The following is a 19,399-nucleotide window of genomic DNA, read 5'->3' on the forward strand; positions in this document are numbered from 1 at the left end:
CGATGCTGCGCGAACTGGTGGCGAACCGGGAATTGCGCGCGGTCAGCGGCACCGCTTTCGCGGTGACACCCGCGCTACGCGAGGCCTATGCCTCCGGCGACGACGACGAACTGGCCGAGGTCGCGATGGGTGAGGCCGCCCGCGCTTCGCTGCGGCTGCTCGCCGCCGAACGCCAGGAGCCCGCGGAATCGGCGGACTACGACCCGGCCGACGGTGCCGACGCCGAGCCGACGGCCACGCACAGCCACAGCCACAGCCCGGTATACCGGCGCGCGGTGATCGCCGCCGATGTGCTCGGCGCGAAACTGCGCTCCGACCTCGATGACGCCGTGGTGCGATTGACCGGTCCCATCGGCTACGACCAGATCGCCTCGGTGCACGTCGACCTCGCCGAGGCCGAGCCCCAGGTCGCCAAGGCCGTCGATGTCGTCGACGCCGCCGACCTCGGCGACACCGATGCCGAGTTCGTGCTCGGCGACGCCGAAGACCACCAGCTCGCCTGGTACGCCGCGCAGGAGCTGCCCTTCCTGCTCGAATTGCTGTGAGCGACACCCTCGTGCGAGGCCCGCGCAGCTAGATCGCCTATCGAACCTGCCGATCCCCGCTCGAACCTACGATGCCGTAACCTGACTGCAAGGCGGCCGTGACAGCGGCCACTACGACAGGGAGACGAACGGCAGCGATGGTCTTGAAAAAAGGGGGATTCTCGGTGCGGGGTGTTCGGGAGTGGCTGGAAGCACCGGCCGCCGAGGTCGCCGAGCGCGGTGGACGGCTGAACGTCTTGCGCGGCGCCGTCGCCCGGGTCACCACCCCCCTGCTGCCCGATGATTACCTGCATCTGGCCAACCCGCTGTGGTCGGCACGCGAGCTGCGCGGGCGAATCGTCGAGGTGCGCAAGGAAACTGCCGATTCGGCAACCCTGGTCATCAAGCCCGGCTGGGGATTCGACTGGAAGTACGAGCCGGGTCAGTACATCGGCATCGGCATCCTGATCGACGGCCGCTGGCATTGGCGGTCGTACTCGCTCACCTGCCCGCCGAACTGGACCGACCCGGAACACGGCAGCAAGCGGCTGATCACCATCGCGGTCAAGGCCATGCCGGAGGGCTTCTTGTCCAGCCACCTGGTCAGCGGCGTCGCCGCGGGCACCATCGTGCGGCTCGCCGCGCCGCAGGGCGGCTTCGTGTTGCCCTTCCCGCCGCCGGAGAAGGTGCTTTTCCTCACCGCGGGCAGCGGTATCACCCCCGTCATGTCGATGTTGCGGGCCATGGATCGTCGCGACCGGGTGACCGACGTTGTGCACGTGCACTCCGCGCGCACCGACGACGACGTGATGTTCCGCGCGGAACTGCGCGATATGCACGATCGGCACCCGAGCTTCTCCTCCCATCTGCAGCTCACCAGCGAGCAGGGCAAGTTCTCCCTCACCGCACTGGACGAGCAGTTCCCCGATTGGCGCGAGCGGCAGACCTGGGCCTGCGGCCCGGCCGCGATGCTCGACGAGATCGAACACCATTGGCGCGATGCGAACATCGCCGATCGACTGCACGTGGAGCGCTTCGAAATCGAGCGCTCCGCGGTCGGCGAGGGTGGCACGGTGACCTTCGGGAAGACCGGCCGCAGCGCCGAGGTCGACGGCGCGACCAGCCTCCTGGAGGCAGGCGAGTCGGCCGGGGTCCAAATGCCCTTCGGCTGCCGGATGGGCATCTGCCAAACCTGCGTGGTGACGATAACTTCCGGACATACGCGCGATCTGCGCAACGGTGACGAGCGCCGCGAGGGCGACAAGGTGCAGACCTGCATCTCGGCCGCGGCGGGCGACTGCACACTCGACGTGTAACAACGGGCACCGCGAGCGCACCGTAGCCGGAGCAGCCGCCAGGTACCCTCGAGGTAATTCCAGCAGCGAAAGGACCCCGGTGGCCATCACCGACATCAAGACGTTCGCCCATCTCACGGCCGCGGACATCGAAACACTGGGGCAGGAGCTCGATTCGATTCGCCGCTCGGTGGAGTTGTCGCGCGGTGAACGTGACGCGAAGTACATTCGCCGCACCATTGCCGCGCAGCGTGCGCTCGAAGTCGCCGGCCGCGCGGTGCTGTTCGGCAGCCGCAACCGTTGGGCGTGGCTCGGCGGCACGGCTCTGCTGTCGGTCGCGAAGATCATCGAGAACATGGAGCTCGGCCACAACATCAGCCACGGGCAGTGGGACTGGATGAACGATCCGGAGATCCACTCGAGTTCGTGGGAATGGGATATGACCGGGCCGTCGTCGCAATGGCGGCGGGCACACAACTACTCCCACCACACCTATACCAACGTGCTCGGCAAGGATGAGGACCTCGGCTTCGGCATTCTGCGAATGACCCGCGACGAAGAGTGGCGGCCGATCCACCTGGTCCAGCCGTTCGCGAACGTTCTGCTCGCCGCCACCTTCGAGTGGGGCATCGCGCTGCACGACTGGGACATCGAAAAGCAGCTGTCCGGCACGCCCAAGCACCTGATGTCGGAGCCGAACAAGGAGTTCGCCCGCAAGATCACCCGTCAGGTGGCCAAGGACTTCGTGTTCTACCCGGCACTCACCGGCCCCGCGTGGAAGAGCACGCTGAAGGCCAACGCGACGGCCAACTTCGTGCGCAACCTATGGGCCTACGCAGTGATCTTCTGTGGCCACTTCCCTGACGGCGCAGAGAAATTCACCGTCGAGCAGCTCGAGGGCGAGACCAGCGGCGAATGGTACCTGCGGCAGATGCTCGGCAGCGCCAACTTCAAGGCCGGTCCGGTCATGGCCTTCATGAGCGGCAACCTCTGCTACCAGATCGAGCACCACCTGTTCCCCGATCTGCCGAGCAATCGGTACTCGGAGGTCGCGGTGCGCGTTCGCGAGCTGTGCGACAAGTACGACCTGCCCTACACCACCGGCTCGCTCGGCAAGCAGTACCTGCTCGCCTTCCGGACCATCCACAAGCTGGCGTTGCCGGACCGGTTCCTGCGCCGCACCGCCGACGATGCCCCCGAAACCTCCTCGGAGCGCAAGTTCGCGGGCATCTCCATGCCGACCATGCCGTCGATGCCGAACACCGAGCGGTGGGCAGACCGGTGGAACGAGACGCACTGGCTGCCCGTCGACCCTGAGACCGGCCAGCGACGCGGTCTGCGTTCGGCGCTGAACGAGGCCAAAGTGGTGCTGAAGGAGAAGGCACGGCACGAGAAGGAAGTACTGCGCGAGGCCAAGGTGGCGCTGCAGGAAAAGGCCAGGCAGGAACAGGCGACCCTGCGTCGGAAAGCCGTGCGGGAGCGGGCGTTACGCCGCATTCGGCGCAAGCGTTGATATAGCAGCTCCTCCCGATCCCTGCAATGGGGGATTTGCCACATTCAGAGGCCCGATCCCGCAACCTACGGTCTCGTAACTTACGGTACTGTAACCGCCATGGCGATCTCGGATGTCAAGGAATACGCACACCTCACCGAAGCCGATGTAGAAGCGCTCGGCGCGGAGTTCGACGCGATCCGCCGCGATATCGAAGCCTCGCGCGGCGTGCGCGACGCGCAGTACATTCGCAACGTCATCCGACTGCAGCGCGCCCTCGAAATCAGTGGCCGCGCGGTACTGTTCGCCAGCTTCCTGCCGCCGGCCTGGCTGGCGGGCGTCGTTCTGCTCAGCACCGCCAAGATCATCGAGAACATGGAGATCGGGCACAACGTCATGCACGGCCAGTGGGACTGGATGAACGATCCCGAGGTTCACTCCAGCTCGTGGGAATGGGACAACACCGGACCGTCCAAGCACTGGAAGCAGACGCACAACTACCTGCACCACAAGTACACCAACGTGCTCGGCATGGATGACGACATCGGCTACGGGCTGCTGCGCGTCACCCGCGACCAGCGCTGGAAGCCGTTCAACATCGGCAACCCCGTCTACAACCTGCTGCTGCAGCTGTTCTTCGAATACGGCGTCGCGGTCCAGCATCTGGAACTCGGCAAGGTGGGTCGGTACAAGGAAGGCTCACCCGAGCGCGCCGAGTTCGAGGTCAAGCGCCGCGAGGTGCTGTTGAAGATCGGCAAGCAGGTCGGCAAGGACTATCTGCTGTTCCCGCTGCTGACCGGTCCCGCGTTCCTCTCGACGCTGACCGCGAATATCGCCGCCAATATGGTCCGCAACGTCTGGACCAACGCGGTGATCTTCTGCGGACACTTCCCCGACGGCGCCGAGAAGTTCACCAAGGCCGATATCGACGGTGAATCCAAGGGCCAGTGGTACCTGCGCCAGATGCTGGGCAGCGCGAACATCTCCGGCGGCCCCCTCATGCATTTCATGACCGGCAACCTGAGCCACCAGATCGAGCACCACCTGTTCCCGGACCTGCCGAGCAACCGCTACGCCGATATCGCGGTGAAGGTGCGTGCCCTCGCCGAAAAGTACGACCTGCCCTACACCACCGGCTCGATGCCGGTGCAGTACTTCAAGTCCTGGCGGACCATCCTCAAGCTGGCGCTGCCCAACAAGTACCTGCGCGCCACCACCGACGATGCCCCCGAGACCGCCTCGGAGCGCAAGTTCGAGGGTGACACCCTGCCGACGATCGACCCGATCACCGGCAAGCGCCGGGGCCTGCGCACAGCTCTCACCGAGAGCCGTCGTCGTTTCACCCGTCGCGCCGTACCCATCGGCTGATCGGCAGCCCATACCGTTCGCCTTCCCCTCGGCGACTGCCTCGACCGCGGCGCTGATCGACCGACGCACCTCATATCCCGCAGGCAACCGTCGACGCGGAGACAACCCGCGTCCCGGGTGCGGGTGGCGGTTCGCTGCTGGTTGACTGGGCCCGTGTGTGCTGATCATTTGAGCGTGTACGACACTATCCGGTTGCGTCGGGATGTGCGTGCGGAGTTCATCGGAGACGTCGTCGACGATGCGACGCTGTGGCGAATTCTCGATGCCGCGCATCGGGCACCGAGTGTCGGCAACTCACAGCCGTGGGACTTCGTTGTCGTGCAAGATCCGGTGACTCTGCGTAGGTTCGCCGACCACGTCGCGGATAAACGGATCGAATTCCGGGATGCACTACCGCCGGAGCGTGCGGCGACCTTCGAGCCGATCAAGATCGAGGGCATTACCGAAAGCGGCACCGGCATCGTGGTCACCTACGACCACAACCGCGGCGGTCCGCAGGTGCTAGGGCGGGGCACCGTCCCCGAAACCGGTGTCTACTCCGCGGTTCTGGCGATCCAGAACCTCTGGCTGGCCGCGACCGCGGAGCAGGTCGGCGTCGGCTGGGTGTCGTTCTACGACGCGGAATTCCTCACCGAGCTCGTCGGCCTCCCGGACGGCATCCGTCCGATCGCCTGGCTCTGTGTCGGCCCGGTCCACGAATTCCAGCGGGTCCCCGATCTGGAACGGTTCGGCTGGCGCACCGGACGTCCCCTGACGGACGCGGTGCACCAGGAGACCTACCGGCACTGAGCAGCCGGGCTCAGACGCGCTCGAGTACCGCCGAGGCGCCGATGCCACCCGCGGCACAGATGCCGAGGAGAGCGGCACTCTTGCCGGTGCGGGCGAGCTCGTTGGCCATGGTGGTCACCATGCGGGCGCCGGTCGCGCCGAACGGGTGGCCGAGCGAGACCGAACCCCCGTGCACGTTGAGTTTGTCGATGTCGACCGCGCCGACCGCGGTGTCCCGGTCGAGCCTGGTCTTCGCCCATTCGTCGCTGGCGAGTGCGGCGAGCACCGACAGGGTCTGGGCGGCGAACGCCTCGTGAATGTCGACGAAGTCGATATCCCCCAAGGACATTCCGGCCTTGTCCAAGGCCCGTGGCATGGAAATAGCGGGGCCGATGAGCACCTGGTCGGTCGGGTCGACACTCACGTAGCTCCAGGAACGGAATGCGGCAAGCGGCCGGTAGCCGAGTTCGTGTGCCTTCTCCTCGCTCATCAGCAGTACCGCGGCGGCGCCGTCGGTGAGCGGGCTGGCATTGCCTGCGGTGACGCTGCCGTCGGCGGCGAATACCGGCTTCAGGCGCGCGAGCTTCTCGATGCTGGTGTCCCCGCGCACCAACCCGTCACGCGCCACCTCGACACCCTCCGGGGTGCGCACCCGCAGCACTTCGTCGTCGAAACGTCCCGACTCGATGGCGGCGGCGGCACGCTGGTGCGAACGCGCGGCGAATTCATCCTGGTCGGCGCGGCTGACGCCATGAATGCGGGCCATCTTCTCCGCCGACTCCCCCATCACCTCGCCGGTGGTGCGCTCAGCGATCTTCGGCCTGCTCGGCAGCAGATCGGTGAACGGCGCGAGCTGGGCGATCGCAGACAGGTAGTCCTTCGGCTTCGGCTTGCCGAGTGCGAGCGGCGCGGCCGCGTGCACCACCTTCTGCGGCAGCTTCACCTCGGCATTGCTGGTGGAATCGCTGCCGCCGGCGATCATGATGTCGTACTCGCCGCGCTCGATCGCCGCGACCGCCGACGTCACCGCCTGCAATCCGGACGCACAGGCCCGCGTCACCGTGTACCCCTCGCACCCGGCGTCGAGCCTCAAATCCAGCGCGATCTCCCGAGCGATGTTCGGCGCAACGCTCGGCAGGATCACCCCGCCCCACACAATGGCCTGCACCTGCCCGCCCGGCAGCCCGGTCCGCTCCAGCAGGCCCCGCACCGAAGCATCCGCCAATGCGATCGAATCCATTCGCGTGTAATCGGTGAACGCTCGCACGAACGGCGTCCGAGCACCGGAAACAATGACAGCACGGCGAGCAGCTTTGGTAGCCATGGGTTTTCCCTTCGAGAGCCTCGACCCCCTAACTTACTCCAAGGTAAGTTCCTGCGCCACGCCCCGGCTCAGCGATCCCCTCCAGTGCCGCTGAGCCGGTTCGTCGCCGGTGAGCCGGTCTGCCGCGCGCCATTGCGCAACAGACCGGGCGCCAGTCCCGGCGAACGCCCCTGCTCGTTCCGGAACTACCCAAAGCCGACACTTTGCAAGGCCGACGTCGTCCACTCGGCGCCAAGAAACAGTAGCAATTTTTTCATGGATTTTTCAAATATTTTCTATCAACTTGTCTTTTTGGCTACGCTGGATCTACCATGAGGCCCACTATGCAGAGCCCTTCGGAGCTGTCGCGACAGAAGCGCTTCGGCCGAATCATCAAGGAGCGCCGGGATGAACTCGGCCTCACCCAGATGCAGATCGGTGATCTTGGAGGGCCCTCGGCGCCGACGATCAGGAAGATCGAAGACGGCGACTCGGCAATCAGCACACACACGCTCAACAAACTCGACACGCCCCTGCGCTGGCTGCCGGGCAGCGCCGCGCGCACCTACGCGGGCGGCACCCCGGCCGCACAGGACATCGACGTGCACGCGCCGAAATCCGACGAATCGATCGTGTCGGGACCCGATTCGATCCGCTTCGAAATCTCGGACCTGACCGGCCTGCTCGCGGCGGCCGGCCGACTCAACGACGCCGTCGAGCGCGGCCGAACAACCGAACCCCATGTGGTCTCGGCGATTTCGGACCTCAACGCCGTCGTCTCCCGATTATCGGCGCGCTATGCGACGGCGATGCTCGAACGCAACGGCGGGCCGGGTAGGCACCTGCATCCGCTCGTCGAGATGGCATTTGCGCATCTGCTGGAGGTGCCCGCCGAGGCCGACGATCCGACAGAGTTCGAAGAGCGACGCTATCGCCGCTGGTTGGCAGGCCGGACCGAGGACATGGACCCTACCGCCGAGGCCCGGTTTCGGGCCCGCTGGCTGGCAGCCAACAATGGTGCGACACCGATCCGGAACGGCAGGCACTGAGGGTGAAGGACATGACCGACGACGCGGCAGCCCGAGCAAGTCTCACGCTCGGCCAGAAGATCAACCGGCTGTTCGCCACCGTGCACCCACGCTCGGCCCCCGAACGCAGTACGTCCTCGGTGGCCGAGCACGTCAGCGAACAACTGCGGCGCGAGGTCCGCGAGAGTGACATCGACAGATTGCGCCGCGGTGAATTCGACGGAGCGGCCGCCGCGGTCGATACCACCGTGCTCGCCGCGATCGCCCAGTGCTTCGGCGTGAGCGCCGACTACCTGATCACGTCGGGGCAAGCCGCGGTCGCGATCGACCGGGAATTGGAGCTGCTCGCGACCATGCGCGACGCCAATGTCGCCAGCATCGCACTGCGCGGTTCCGACATCGATCCGGCCACGCTCACCACCATCATCGAGAGCGCCGATCGACTCGGGCCACCGACTCGGTAATATCGTCTCCTACCGGGGCGGGAACCGTAGTGCCGCTGTAGGTAGGAGATCGAATCGAATGGCCGGTTTGGACAACCGATTTCGGGAACTTTCCCGCACCGTCCCCATACCTCACCCGTGGGATCTGCCGACCTATCTGAACACCGTCGCCGCTCATCGCGGCCGCACGATAACCCTGCTTCCCGTCGACACCCCCATCCTCTCGGGCACCGGCTGCGGCACCGGCAGCGGCCTGTGGATCGCCAAGCACGACAGCGACATCATCGCCTACGGCGCGGACACCACCGAATGGCATGCCGAGCACATCATCGTGCACGAACTCGGGCACATGCTGCTCGGACACGGCGCCGAACCGTCACGTCCTCCGACGCAGAATTACGCCGTGATCGCCGACCTGCTCCCCTCGATCTCCCCGGAATCCATCGCACACGTCCTCGGTCGCAGCGATTACGAATCCACCCGCGAGCGCGACGCCGAAACCTTCGCCGACCTCGTTATGCTCCAGGCCATGCGCCCCCAACGCCGAGAATCCTTGCTACACAAGACATTCTTCCGCGACAGACGGTGAACGACCGCGCGCATCGCAGTTCTCCGGGCATCCAACTCGGTGCGCTGAATACCCGGAGAGGCGCAGCGCGGTAACTACGCGAGCCTGATAAGGCCGTAGTCGAATGCGTGACGACGGTAGACAACCGACGGTCGGTCGGTCTCTTTGTCCTGGAAGAGGAAGAAGTCGTGGCCGACGAGCTCCATCTGGTAGAGGGCGTCATCGACAGACATCGGCGTCGCGGCATGCACCTTGGTGCGGACGATGTGGCCGGGGCCTGCCGCGTAGTCCGTTGCCTCCGACGTTTCGGAAGCACGGCGGCCTTCAGCCTCGGGATGGGCGTGCGCGGTAGTGGATCCGTCGTCGAGAACGAAGAGAGAATCGTCGACCAGGTCCGCGGTGGCCTGGGCAACGGACACCGGAGTCTTGTCGCCGTAGTGAACTCGGCGCCGATCCTTGGTCCGGCGCAACCGGCTCTCCAGCTTCGCGGTCACCGATTCGAATGCGGCATAGAAACTATCCGCGCAGGCCTCCGCCCGCACGATCGGACCCTTGCCGCGCGCGGTGATCTCGACTCGCTGACAGCTCTTGCGCTGTCGACGATTTCGTTCGTGAAAGAGTTCGACGTCGAAGAGGAAGATCGATGGATCGAAGCGTTCGACTCGGGAGAGTTTCTCCGCGACGTAGATTCGGAAATGATCGGGTACTTCGACGTTGCGACCTTTCACAACGACGTCCGCGCTAGGGGTCCTAGGACGGTCCGCTGGGGGTTGCTCTGTCTGATCCTGGGTGCCGGAATCCAGCACCAAAGAATCGGCGTCTTTCACTGAAGGTCGTGAAGAAGTCGTCACGCGTACCTCCCGGATATGGCCGCACAAACCGATGCACGTGCGGCGGGATGAGCCGTGCCGATTGACAATCTCTCGGCACTTGATGTCCGAGGCGCCACCTCCAAACTGCCGGTTCGGGTGTGTGACCGCGACGGTAGTACGACATCGGGCGGTCCGCCAGTGTTCACGCAAATTTCCCGGAGTCAAGCAGCACACGTCACCACCACAGCGTGTACCCGCACCCCGTTACCGGCCAGTATTCGGACCGATTCGGAGGCGGTGGCTCCGGTCGTCAGCACGTCGTCGACCAGCGCGACCTCGGCATTCTCCGGTATCATCCCGCCGCAGCGACTGCGCGCCACCACGATTCGGCCCCGCAGATTCTGCCGCCGCCCACTCGCTGTCAAGCCCACCGAATCCCGCACGCCCCACCACACCCGCAACATCGGTACCACCCGGCAATCGGGCAGCCACCTCGCCGCGGCATGAGCCGTAAGCACCACGGGATCTCCGCCCCGACGGCGCGCGGCCACACTTCTGCTCGGCGCCGGAATCAACACCAGCGGCCGACCATCGGCCCGCAATAGCGCTAACGCAGTCGACAGTGCCATGCCGAGCGGCTCCGCCAAGTCGCGGCGCCCGTGCTCCTTGGCCGAGAGTACCGCCCGCCGCCCTGGACCCGCATATCTCGTGAGGGCCCAACACGGCACCCCAGGCTCGGTACGCGGCCGCACCCGCACCGGCCCGCGTGTCAGCACAGCCGCGCAATCGGCGCACCAACCGACCCCTACCACCCCGCATCCAGCGCAGACCGACGGCAGCACAAGATCCAGCAGTGTCCGCATCACCCGAGTGTGCGCGCACCCACCGACAGGTTCGATCGACCGATCTCGCGACGTAATTCGAGCGTTGTCACTGCGATGGCCCGTCGGCTGGTCACCGATTCCGTTCCAGCACAACCGGGACGCCGCTACCCGGGGTCCGAAGCACTGATCGGGTTACCGGTAGCGTTCGAGCGCACGCAGGCGACCTGACAACCGCGACGATCAGCCGGGCAGGACCGGAATGGCGTTCGCGCCGAGACCGGGTACCTCACGCCAGTAGGGCTCACCACCACCGGGGTTACTGGTCAACTCCAATACCGCGCGCAAATCCGCGACGTACTGGTGTTCCGGTGACGCGCTCACCAGCCGCACCGGCGGGGTCAGATTCTGACTCGTCTGCGGGAGCGGTTGGGATCCATCCACGGACACACTGCTGACCGGGTCGACATCGCCCGCGCGGGCGATGAGCAGGGTGTCGGCACCTAGCCAGTCGACGGAGACAGCGGCCGTACTCAGTCCGACAGCCAGCGGAAGCGGTGAGGTCAGGGCGTACTTGCCGTTCGGTTGTGGGACGACGACCGCTACATAAACCTTGCCGTCGGCGATCACCGCGGCGCGCACCCCGGTTCGAGAGATCCGCAGTTCGGTTATCGGCAATCGGAATGTCAGGCCCGGAATCGCCGAGGTGAGCGCCGAGATGTCGACATTCTGTACCGACACGGTTCCGGTGGCCCGGTCGTTGACCGCACGGATCACCCGTTCGCCGTCTATGACCGCCCATGCGGCACTGCCGTCGGCATTCCAGGATGGCCTGCTGATGGTCGTGCCCTCGGCGACCGGGAACGCATTGCCGCCGTAGCTGCCGACCATCAGCGTGCGCGGCGGTTCGGGTGGCGGCCTGCCCGCATCGGCGACGGCGGCGACAAGTTGACCGTCCGGCGACAGCCCTACCGACTGCAAGTTGTTCACGGCACCGAAGTAACCGGGCGGGGTGACCATTCCGTCGGCAGTGACCTGCACGAGGGATCCGTTGCGCAGGGCGTGCAAGCCGATCCGATTCCGCGTATGTGTCGCCACGCTGAGATGGTCGACGTCGGCGACCGACCAGCCGTTGGCGGCGAATCGATCGTCCAGCGGTTTGCCGTCGGCAAACAGCATGTACGGGCCGAGGATGTCCGCGCCCGACAGCGTGAGGACCACCTGCCCGGCGAGCAGTTCGCGGTCGCGAGGCGACAGGTTGGCGACGCCCGCGAAGTCGAGGCGCACCCCGCCGAGCCCGACGCCGACTTCACCGGGATCGCTGCCCGCCTTGGTGATCGGACTACGCAGCGCGACCGGCGGAGCCAGCTCGTTGCGCACCACGGTCGACAGTGCGGGCGCGCTGCCCTCGGTGAGCAGAGTCACCAGTCGTTGGGCCAATTGATTCTTGGGAACCGCGATCCACCGCAGATCGGGGACCACGGTAGTGCCGGAGGGGTCGACGAAGTAGAGCACGTAGCGCCGGTAGGACTTGGCGAACGCGGAGTGGTCCATGATCACGCCGTCGGGCAGCTGGTCGATGCGCCACTCGCCGTCGACCTTCGACATTTCGATCTTGTTTTCCAATGGCAAGTCGTTTGCCCGATAGGCGCCGTCCGGCGCCAGCTCACCGATCTTGTGTGTGCGGATCACATAGGTCGCTTTGTCTCCGGCACGAGATTCACGCAGCGTGTCCGTCTTCTCGACGATCGTCGTACTCGCGGTGTCGTCCCACTGCGCCGACGCCGACGGCGTCATGTACTGCCGCGCGGCCAGGTGCCGGTTGGTCGGGTCCGCGGTGGCCTGCAGGAAGTCGCGTAGCAGCAGGTCGGGATCGCGTCCCGCGATGGGCGGCGGCGGTCCGTCGTTGGTCGGCTCCCTGTTGATGGTGCCGAGTGCCTGCGGCGCCGAGGACTCCGGCAGGCTCGCGCAGCCGGTCAGCATCAGCAACGCCGCGATGGCGGCCGCACCGAGCGCGGACCGCCGGCGCGACATCGGAGACCAGGCACGCATCCTCATCACTGTATGTCCCCCGGTTCGGCGGCTTCGGCGTCGGCGACGGCACTCTGGTCGACCTGCGGTCCCGCGCCGTTCGTTACCTCGGCACGCTCGACCGGCTCCTGCTCCGGCACTACTGGCGCGGGCTGCTCGGCCTCGCCGTTCCCTGGCACGGCGCCGACCGCACGCAGCTGCGCGTGCTTGCGCAACGCAGGCTCGAGCGGCAGCGGGCTGGCACCGAGCTTCTTGCCGCGCACCAGCGGTAGCGTGAGCCGGAAGCAGGCTCCGACGCCTACCTCACCCCACGCTTCCAGCTTGCCCTCGTGCAGGTTGGCGTCCTCGACGCTGATCGACAGCCCGAGTCCGGTGCCACCGGAACGACGCATCCGCGACGGATCCGAGCGCCAGAATCGGTTGAAGACGAGCTTCTCCTCGCCAGGTCGCAGACCGATGCCCTGATCGCGGACGATCACCGCGACCGCATTGGCGTCGAGATCGCCGCGCATCCGGATCAGCACCGGCTTGCCCTCGCTGTGGTCGATCGCGTTGGCGAGCAGATTGCGCAGCACCCGCTCGATGCGGCGCGGATCGACCTCGGCGACCAGTGGATCCTCCGGCAAATCGATCACGACCTCGACGCCGGCCTCCTTGGCCAAATGCCGGACGGTCGAGATCGCGGCCCGCGCACACATCCGCACGTCGAGGGATTCGACCTGGAGTTCGGCGACGCCCGCGTCATGACGGCTGATCTCGAGCAGATCGTTCAATAGACCCTCGAAGCGGTCCAGCTCGGTGACAAGCAGTTCGGCACTGCGGGCGAGTGCCGCGTCGAGATCGTCGCTGCTGCCGTGGATCAGATCTGCGGCCATGCGCACGGTAGTCAGCGGAGTCCGCAGCTCGTGGCTGACATCGGAGGTGAAGCGGCGTTGCAGATTGCCGAACTCCTCCAGCTGGGTGATCTGATTGGACAGGCTTTCGGCCATCTCGTTGAAGGCCTGGGCCAGCCGCGCCATGTCGTCTTCGCCGCGCACCAGCATGCGCTCCTTGAGCCTGCCATCGGCGAAACGGCCCGCGATTCGCGCGGCCGAACGGATCGGCAACACCACCTGACGGGTGACGAGCGCGGTGATCGCGGCGAGGAGAACCAGCAGCACAATGCCGCCGATCATCATGGTGCCGCGCATCAACGACAGGCTGCGTTCCTCGTTGGCCAGCGGGAAGATCAGATAGATCTGCAGCGTCGGAATCTCGGCGCTCGGGCTGCCGATGATCAGCGCACGGCCACGGTAACCATCGGGGTCGGAGACCGTGGCGAACTGGTAACTGACCTGGTTGCGCTCGACATAGCGGCGCAGCTCCTCCGGCACCTCCTGGATCGGACCGGTCGCGATCTGCTGCAGCGGCGTGCCGCCGACGATGCTCAACGCCGAGTCGAAACTGCCTGCCGCACCACTGGACTGACCGGTGCCGCCACGGTTGGACAGCGCGTTGCGCGCGTCGGCGAGGCGCTCCCGCTGGGTACCGATGTCGTGCACGCCCGCGAGCTGGTTCTCCACCGTGTTACGGGCGCGATCCATCTCCTCGACCGCCGCGTTGATCTTGGCGTCGAGTAATCGATCGGTGATCTGACTGGTCAACACCACGCCGAGGATCGTGATGACGATCAGCGACAAGGTGAGTGTGGAGACGATGACGCGCAGTTGCAACGAACGACGCCACACATGGCCGAGCGCGGTGCCGACCTCCTTGAACCAGGCGATCACCGGTGCGAGCGATCGTTCGAGACGCTGGGCAATCCCTTCCCCATCGTTCGAACGATCGGCATCGCTTTCGATCACGGGGGTCCAGCCTTGTAACCGACGCCGCGGACGGTGAGCACGATCTCCGGGTTCTCCGGATCCTTCTCGACCTTCGCGCGCAGTCGCTGCACGTGCACGTTCACCAGGCGGGTGTCGGCGGCATGCCGATAGCCCCAGACCTGCTCGAGCAGCACCTCACGGGTGAACACCTGGCGGGGCTTGCGGGCGAGCGCGACAAGCAGATCGAACTCCAGCGAAGTCAGCGAGATCTGCGCGCCGCCCCGCGTCACCTTGTGCGCGGGCACGTCGATGACGATGTCGGCGATCGACAGCAGCTCGGCGGGCTCCTCCTCGGTGCGGCGCAGGCGGGCACGCACCCTGGCGACAAGCTCTTTGGGCTTGAACGGCTTGACGATGTAATCGTCGGCACCGGACTCCAGACCGAGCACGACGTCGACCGTGTCGGTCTTCGCCGTGAGCATCACGATCGGAACTCCGGAGTCGGCCCGCAGCACACGGCATACATCGATGCCGTTCATGCCGGGCAGCATCAGGTCCAGCAACACAAGATCGGGGCGGATCTCTCGAACCGCCGCCAGCGCCTGCGTACCGTCGCCGACCACATGCGGGTCGAACCCTTCCCCGCGCAAGACGATCGTGAGCATCTCAGCGAGCGCCATATCGTCGTCGACGACCAGAATCTTGGGCTTCATAATTACTATGGTGTCATCTCTCCGGCTCGGATCGGGCCGCCACGCCAACACTCGTGGGATCCCGCGGCACATCCAACCTTATCGGCCTGCCATTTCGGCTAGTCGCGAGGCCAGTGAGTCCGGATCGTCATCGGATCGGTATATCCACCACCGGCCGTGCCAGTCCCGTTCGGCCAGCGCGCGGTACACCTCCAGGGTCCGCTGCTGCAGTCCGCCGTCGCGTTCGTAGGCATCGAGAGCGCGGCTGTCGTCGAGTTCGCCTCGGCTGCGGGCACGCTCGGCCGCGACCTCCGTCGAGACGTCCAGCAGCACTTGCAGCGTCGGCTCGGGCATGCCGAACCTGCCGAACTCCAATTCGGCTGTCCAACGCGCGATCTCGCCGTCCATGGATTGGTGCAGCCGGGCCGCGTTGTAGGCCGCGTTCGAGGCCACGTAGCGGTCCAAGATCACGATGTCATTGTCCGCCAAGAGTTTCGACAACTCGTCACGGGCATCGGCCCGATCGAGCGCGAACAGCAACGCCATTGCATAGACCGACGCCGCGAGATCACCGTGCCCGCCGTGCAACGCCTCGGCGGCGAGATCCGCATGCACCGAACGCCCGTAACGTGGGAAGGCCAACGTGGCCGTCCGCAGCCCCCGTGCGGCGAGCACCGCGACGACGGCGTCGGTCAGCGTGCGTTTGCCCGCACCGTCGAGGCCTTCCACCGCAATCAACACGCCCATGGTCAGGAGGCTACATGCGCCGTGTTCGGCACCGAACGACAGTGTCCCGCCGACCGCTGGGGTCGGCGGGACACATGTTCTTCACCGCGCGTGTTCAGTGCCGACGAGGCGTCAGTACCGGTAGTGCTCCGGCTTGTAGGGGCCTTCGACGTCGACGCCGATGTACTCGGCCTGATCCTTGGTGAGCTTGGTCAGTGTGCCGCCGAGCGCCTCGACGTGGATCTTGGCGACCTTCTCGTCCAGGTGCTTGGGCAGCCGGTAGACCTCGTTGTCGTACTCGTCCGGCTTGGTCCACAGTTCGATCTGCGCGATCACCTGGTTGGAGAAGCTGTTGGACATGACGAACGAAGGGTGACCGGTGGCGTTGCCCAGGTTCAGCAGGCGGCCCTCCGACAGCACGATGATCGACTTGCCGGACTCCTTGAACGTCCACAGGTCGACCTGCGGCTTGATGTTCAAACGCGTTGCGCTGGAACGCTCCAGCGCCGCCATGTCGATCTCGTTGTCGAAGTGGCCGATGTTGCCGAGGATGGCCTGGTCCTTCATCGCCTTCATGTGATCGAGGGTGATGATGTCCTTGTTGCCGGTCGAGGTGATGACGATGTCGGCGTTGCCGATCGCCTGCTCGACGGTGACGACGTCGTAGCCGTCCATCAGCGCCTGCAGCGCGTTGATCGGATCGATCTCGGTGACCTGTACCCGGGCGCCCTGTCCGGCAAGCGATTCCGCGCAGCCCTTGCCGACATCGCCGTAGCCGCAGATCAGCACCTTCTTGCCGCCGATGAGCACATCGGTGCCGCGGTTGATGCCGTCGATCAGCGAGTGCCGGGTGCCGTACTTGTTGTCGAACTTCGACTTGGTGACCGAGTCGTTGACGTTGATGGCCGGGAACACCAGCTCACCTGCGGCGGCGAACTGGTAGAGCCGCAGCACGCCGGTTGTGGTCTCCTCGGTGACACCCTGCACCGAGTCGGCGATCTTGCCCCACTTGGTCTTGTCGGTCTCGAAGCGCTCGCGCAGCAGGTTGAGGAAGACCGTGTACTCGGCCGAGTGATCCTCGTCGGCGGGCGGCACCACGCCGGCCTTCTCGAACTGCGCACCGCGCAGCACGAGCATGGTGGCGTCGCCGCCGTCGTCGAGGATCATGTTGGCGGGCTCACCCGGCCAGGTGAGCATCTGCTCGGCGGCCCACCAGTACTCCTCGAGGGTTTCGCCTTTCCAGGCGAAGACCGGGGTACCTTTGGGTTCCTCTACGGTGCCGTTCGGACCGACGACGACGGCCGCGGCGGCATGGTCCTGGGTGGAGAAGATGTTGCAGGAGGCCCAGCGCACCTCCGCGCCGAGACTCACCAGAGTTTCGATCAGCACCGCGGTCTGGATCGTCATGTGCAGCGAACCGGAGATCCGCGCACCCTTCAGCGGCAGCACCTCCGCGTATTCGCGGCGCAGCGCCATCAGACCGGGCATTTCATGCTCGGCGAGGCGGATTTCCTTGCGGCCGAACTCGGCCAGCGCCAGGTCGGCCACCTTGTAGTCGATGCCGTTGCGGACATCGGCGGTCAGGGACGTGCGTGCGGGAAGTTCTGAGGTCGTCATCTGCCTCTATCAGCCTCTCCTGGTTCGTCAGTACCGAGGCAAGGCTAGTCGCTGAATCAGCCCCTGGACTATGCGGCTGCCTCGCCTTCGCTCCCCCCTGCGTGGGCGAAGGTCGGACTTCGTCCGGCAGGGTCCATTATGCGGTCACTCCGTAGGACGACAGAATCCGGCGGCGCTTGCGTGGCTGAATGTTCGCCAGGGTGATGTCACCGTCGTAGTGCGCGAGCACTCGGTGATCCATCACAGCGCGCCACAACGGCGGAATCGTCGCGTACACGATCATCGTGGCGTATCCGGCAGGCAATTGCGGCGCCTGCACCGAGCTGCGCAAGGTCTGGTATCGACGGCCGGGATTGGCGTGATGGTCGCTGTGACGTTGCAGATGGAACAGGAAGATATTGGTGACCAGCCGGTCGCTGTTCCAGCTGTCGCGCGGCGAGCATCGTGCGTAGAGCCCGTTGGGCCTGCGCCCACGCAGCAACCCGTAGTGCTCGACGTAGTTCACCGTCTCCAACAGGGCGATCCCGATCACGGCCTGCAGCAGCAACCAGGGCAGCGCACGCCAGCCGACCACGCCCAGCAGCAGACCGAACAGCGCCAGGCTCATCGACCACGCTTGCAGAATGTGGTTGTGCACGCTCCACCAGCGGTGACCTTTGCGCGTCAAGCGCTCGCGTTCCAGGGTGATCGCCGAGCGGAACCCGCCTGCAACGGTGCGCGGCAAGAACTCCCAGAGCGACTCGCCCATTCTGGCGCTGGCCGGATCCTCCGGAGTCGCCACCCTGGCGTGATGTCCACGGTTGTGCTCGACGAAGAAATGGCCGTAGCACGACTGCGCCAGCGCGATCTTGGCCAGCCAACGCTCCATGTGCTCGACCCGATGTCCGAGTTCGTGCGCCGCGTTGATCCCGATGCCGCTGACGAATCCCAAGGTCGCCGCGAGCCCGAGCTTGTCGACAACGCTCAGCTCGTCACCCGCCCACATGTAGCTGGCGATGCCGAGTCCGATCAGCTGGATCGGCAAGAAAAGGTAAGTGCACCAACGGTAGTAGCGATCGTTGGATAGCAGTTCGTAGTCCTCGTCACGCGGGTTGTTGCCGTCGTCGCCGATCATCCGGTCCAGTACCGGAATGACGATCAGCACGATGATCGGGCCCACCCACCAGAACACGACCGCGCCGGTGTGCAGGACCAGTTGTGATGGCAACAGTGCGCTGGACGGAGCGATCAAACCCAAAATCCACAGATGGCGTTTGGGGTCCGGCGACCCCGGCGGTTTGCCAGCCGAATGCACGTTTGCCCACCTAAGTAAGTACCCCAATTCGGACGCCTGACAATACATACAGACTTTCGGACCATTCCACACCGGGAAGGTCTCGAAAGTGTCAACGGTTACATGCCTAGCAGTTGCTTTTCAAGGAACTTCTCAGGCAACCTCAGCCACCGCACCCTTCCGGCAAACCGACGGCGCTCCCACAGCGACGCTAACTCCGCTCGCGTGCCGCCAGAATTGCCTCGACGTACGGACTCAGCAAATCGCTCAGATCGGCCGGCGCGTTCCGCCCTGGTGCGGGCGGTGTCGGGATGTAGCTCAGAGCGATGCGCACGAGCGCGTGTGCGAGAACCGTCGACTCCGCCGCCGTCGCGGCCACCCAGCTGTGCTGGAACGCGATGGCGAGCCGTTCGGTGGCATGTTCGAGCAACGGCCCGGCGTCGAGGGTGATCAGTCGCAACAGGTCCAGCTTCACCTCGCCCGCGAGCAGTGACTGCACCAGTGGATCGGCGGCGGCTTCGAGGAAGAAGCCGCCGAGTCCCTCACGGAACGCGGACCTGACGTCACCGACATTGCCGTCGATCGCTGAACGGACGTGATCGACCAGATCGTCGGCCAGACGCAGGGCGTAGGACTGCGCGAGGCCCGACCGCGATCCGAATTCGTTGTACAGGGTCTGTCTGCTCACCCCGGCCCGGGCCGCCACATCGCCGAGGGTGATCTTCGACCAGTCCCGTTCGGTGAGCAGTTCCCGCATCGCGTCCAGGACCGATGTGCGCAGGAGTTCCCGCGCCGCCTCCTGATACGGAACCCTCGGTCCTGTGCGCGGCATA

18 protein-coding genes are annotated in these 19,399 nt (G+C 65.6%); 8 read left to right on the plus strand and 10 right to left on the minus strand.

What is annotated here, in order from left to right:
• The first annotated feature begins 2 nt into the window (after nt 1-2).
• From AB0M74_RS17030 to bluB, 5 genes are all read left to right on the plus strand, one after another.
• On the plus strand, nt 3-545 hold the full coding sequence (locus AB0M74_RS17030; protein ID WP_366527269.1) for a hypothetical protein: 543 nt from the start codon (nt 3-5) through the stop codon (nt 543-545).
• A 137-nt stretch (nt 546-682) separates the two neighbouring features.
• A complete protein-coding gene (locus tag AB0M74_RS17035; protein WP_366527187.1) occupies nt 683-1,840 on the plus strand; it encodes a ferredoxin reductase in 1,158 nt (385 codons plus the stop codon).
• A gap of 79 nt (nt 1,841-1,919) precedes the next feature.
• Nucleotides 1,920-3,332, plus strand: a complete 1,413-nt coding sequence (locus tag AB0M74_RS17040) for a fatty acid desaturase (protein WP_366527188.1) — start codon at nt 1,920-1,922, stop codon at nt 3,330-3,332.
• A 99-nt stretch (nt 3,333-3,431) separates the two neighbouring features.
• A complete protein-coding gene (locus AB0M74_RS17045; RefSeq protein WP_366527189.1) occupies nt 3,432-4,679 on the plus strand; it encodes a fatty acid desaturase in 1,248 nt (415 codons plus the stop codon).
• A gap of 168 nt (nt 4,680-4,847) precedes the next feature.
• Entirely contained in the window at nt 4,848-5,468 is a 621-nt protein-coding gene (gene bluB / locus AB0M74_RS17050; RefSeq protein WP_366527190.1) for a 5,6-dimethylbenzimidazole synthase, read from the plus strand.
• Between the two features lie 10 nt (nt 5,469-5,478).
• On the opposite strand, the gene AB0M74_RS17055 is transcribed toward bluB, so the two are convergent.
• The gene (locus tag AB0M74_RS17055) at nt 5,479-6,771 is read right to left on the minus strand and encodes an acetyl-CoA C-acyltransferase (protein WP_366527191.1); all 1,293 of its coding nucleotides are present in this window, start codon (nt 6,769-6,771) and stop codon (nt 5,479-5,481) included.
• Nucleotides 6,772-7,094: 323 nt separating this feature from the next.
• On the opposite strand from AB0M74_RS17055, the gene AB0M74_RS17060 reads away from it, so the two are divergent.
• The 3 genes from AB0M74_RS17060 to AB0M74_RS17070 are packed head-to-tail and all read left to right on the plus strand — an operon-like array spanning nt 7,095 to nt 8,810.
• Nucleotides 7,095-7,799, plus strand: coding sequence for a helix-turn-helix transcriptional regulator (locus AB0M74_RS17060; RefSeq protein ID WP_366527192.1), 705 nt, complete (start codon nt 7,095-7,097; stop codon nt 7,797-7,799).
• 11 nt (nt 7,800-7,810) lie between these two features.
• Entirely contained in the window at nt 7,811-8,242 is a 432-nt protein-coding gene (locus tag AB0M74_RS17065) for a hypothetical protein (RefSeq protein ID WP_366527193.1), read from the plus strand.
• 58 nt (nt 8,243-8,300) lie between these two features.
• Entirely contained in the window at nt 8,301-8,810 is a 510-nt protein-coding gene (locus AB0M74_RS17070) for a hypothetical protein (RefSeq protein ID WP_366527194.1), read from the plus strand.
• A gap of 74 nt (nt 8,811-8,884) precedes the next feature.
• Here AB0M74_RS17070 and raiA read toward each other — a convergent pair whose 3' ends face one another.
• The 9 genes from raiA to AB0M74_RS17115 form a co-directional block, all read right to left on the minus strand.
• Nucleotides 8,885-9,592, minus strand: coding sequence for a ribosome-associated translation inhibitor RaiA (gene raiA / locus AB0M74_RS17075; RefSeq protein ID WP_366527270.1), 708 nt, complete (start codon nt 9,590-9,592; stop codon nt 8,885-8,887).
• A gap of 230 nt (nt 9,593-9,822) precedes the next feature.
• Nucleotides 9,823-10,464 (minus strand): ComF family protein, encoded by a 642-nt coding sequence (locus AB0M74_RS17080; protein WP_366527195.1) that lies wholly within the window; start codon nt 10,462-10,464, stop codon nt 9,823-9,825.
• A gap of 201 nt (nt 10,465-10,665) precedes the next feature.
• Nucleotides 10,666-12,474 (minus strand): MtrAB system accessory lipoprotein LpqB, encoded by a 1,809-nt coding sequence (gene lpqB / locus AB0M74_RS17085; protein WP_366527196.1) that lies wholly within the window; start codon nt 12,472-12,474, stop codon nt 10,666-10,668.
• A 5-nt stretch (nt 12,475-12,479) separates the two neighbouring features.
• Nucleotides 12,480-14,219 (minus strand): MtrAB system histidine kinase MtrB, encoded by a 1,740-nt coding sequence (gene mtrB, locus AB0M74_RS17090; protein WP_366527271.1) that lies wholly within the window; start codon nt 14,217-14,219, stop codon nt 12,480-12,482.
• A gap of 74 nt (nt 14,220-14,293) precedes the next feature.
• Entirely contained in the window at nt 14,294-14,980 is a 687-nt protein-coding gene (gene mtrA, locus AB0M74_RS17095) for an MtrAB system response regulator MtrA (RefSeq protein ID WP_366527272.1), read from the minus strand.
• Nucleotides 14,981-15,049: 69 nt separating this feature from the next.
• Nucleotides 15,050-15,697 (minus strand): dTMP kinase, encoded by a 648-nt coding sequence (locus AB0M74_RS17100; RefSeq protein ID WP_366527197.1) that lies wholly within the window; start codon nt 15,695-15,697, stop codon nt 15,050-15,052.
• Between the two features lie 111 nt (nt 15,698-15,808).
• Nucleotides 15,809-17,293, minus strand: a complete 1,485-nt coding sequence (ahcY, locus tag AB0M74_RS17105; RefSeq protein ID WP_366527198.1) for an adenosylhomocysteinase — start codon at nt 17,291-17,293, stop codon at nt 15,809-15,811.
• Between the two features lie 136 nt (nt 17,294-17,429).
• Nucleotides 17,430-18,533: an alkane 1-monooxygenase gene (locus tag AB0M74_RS17110; protein WP_366527273.1), complete on the minus strand. Its 1,104-nt coding sequence runs from the start codon at nt 18,531-18,533 to the stop codon at nt 17,430-17,432.
• A 244-nt stretch (nt 18,534-18,777) separates the two neighbouring features.
• Complete coding sequence (locus AB0M74_RS17115) at nt 18,778-19,398, minus strand: TetR family transcriptional regulator (protein WP_366527199.1); 621 nt, start codon at nt 19,396-19,398, stop codon at nt 18,778-18,780.
• Between the last annotated feature and the right edge of the window lies 1 nt (nt 19,399).

It is taken from the genome of Nocardia sp. NPDC051463 (assembly GCF_040681975.1).
GTDB lineage: Bacteria > Actinomycetota > Actinomycetes > Mycobacteriales > Mycobacteriaceae > Nocardia.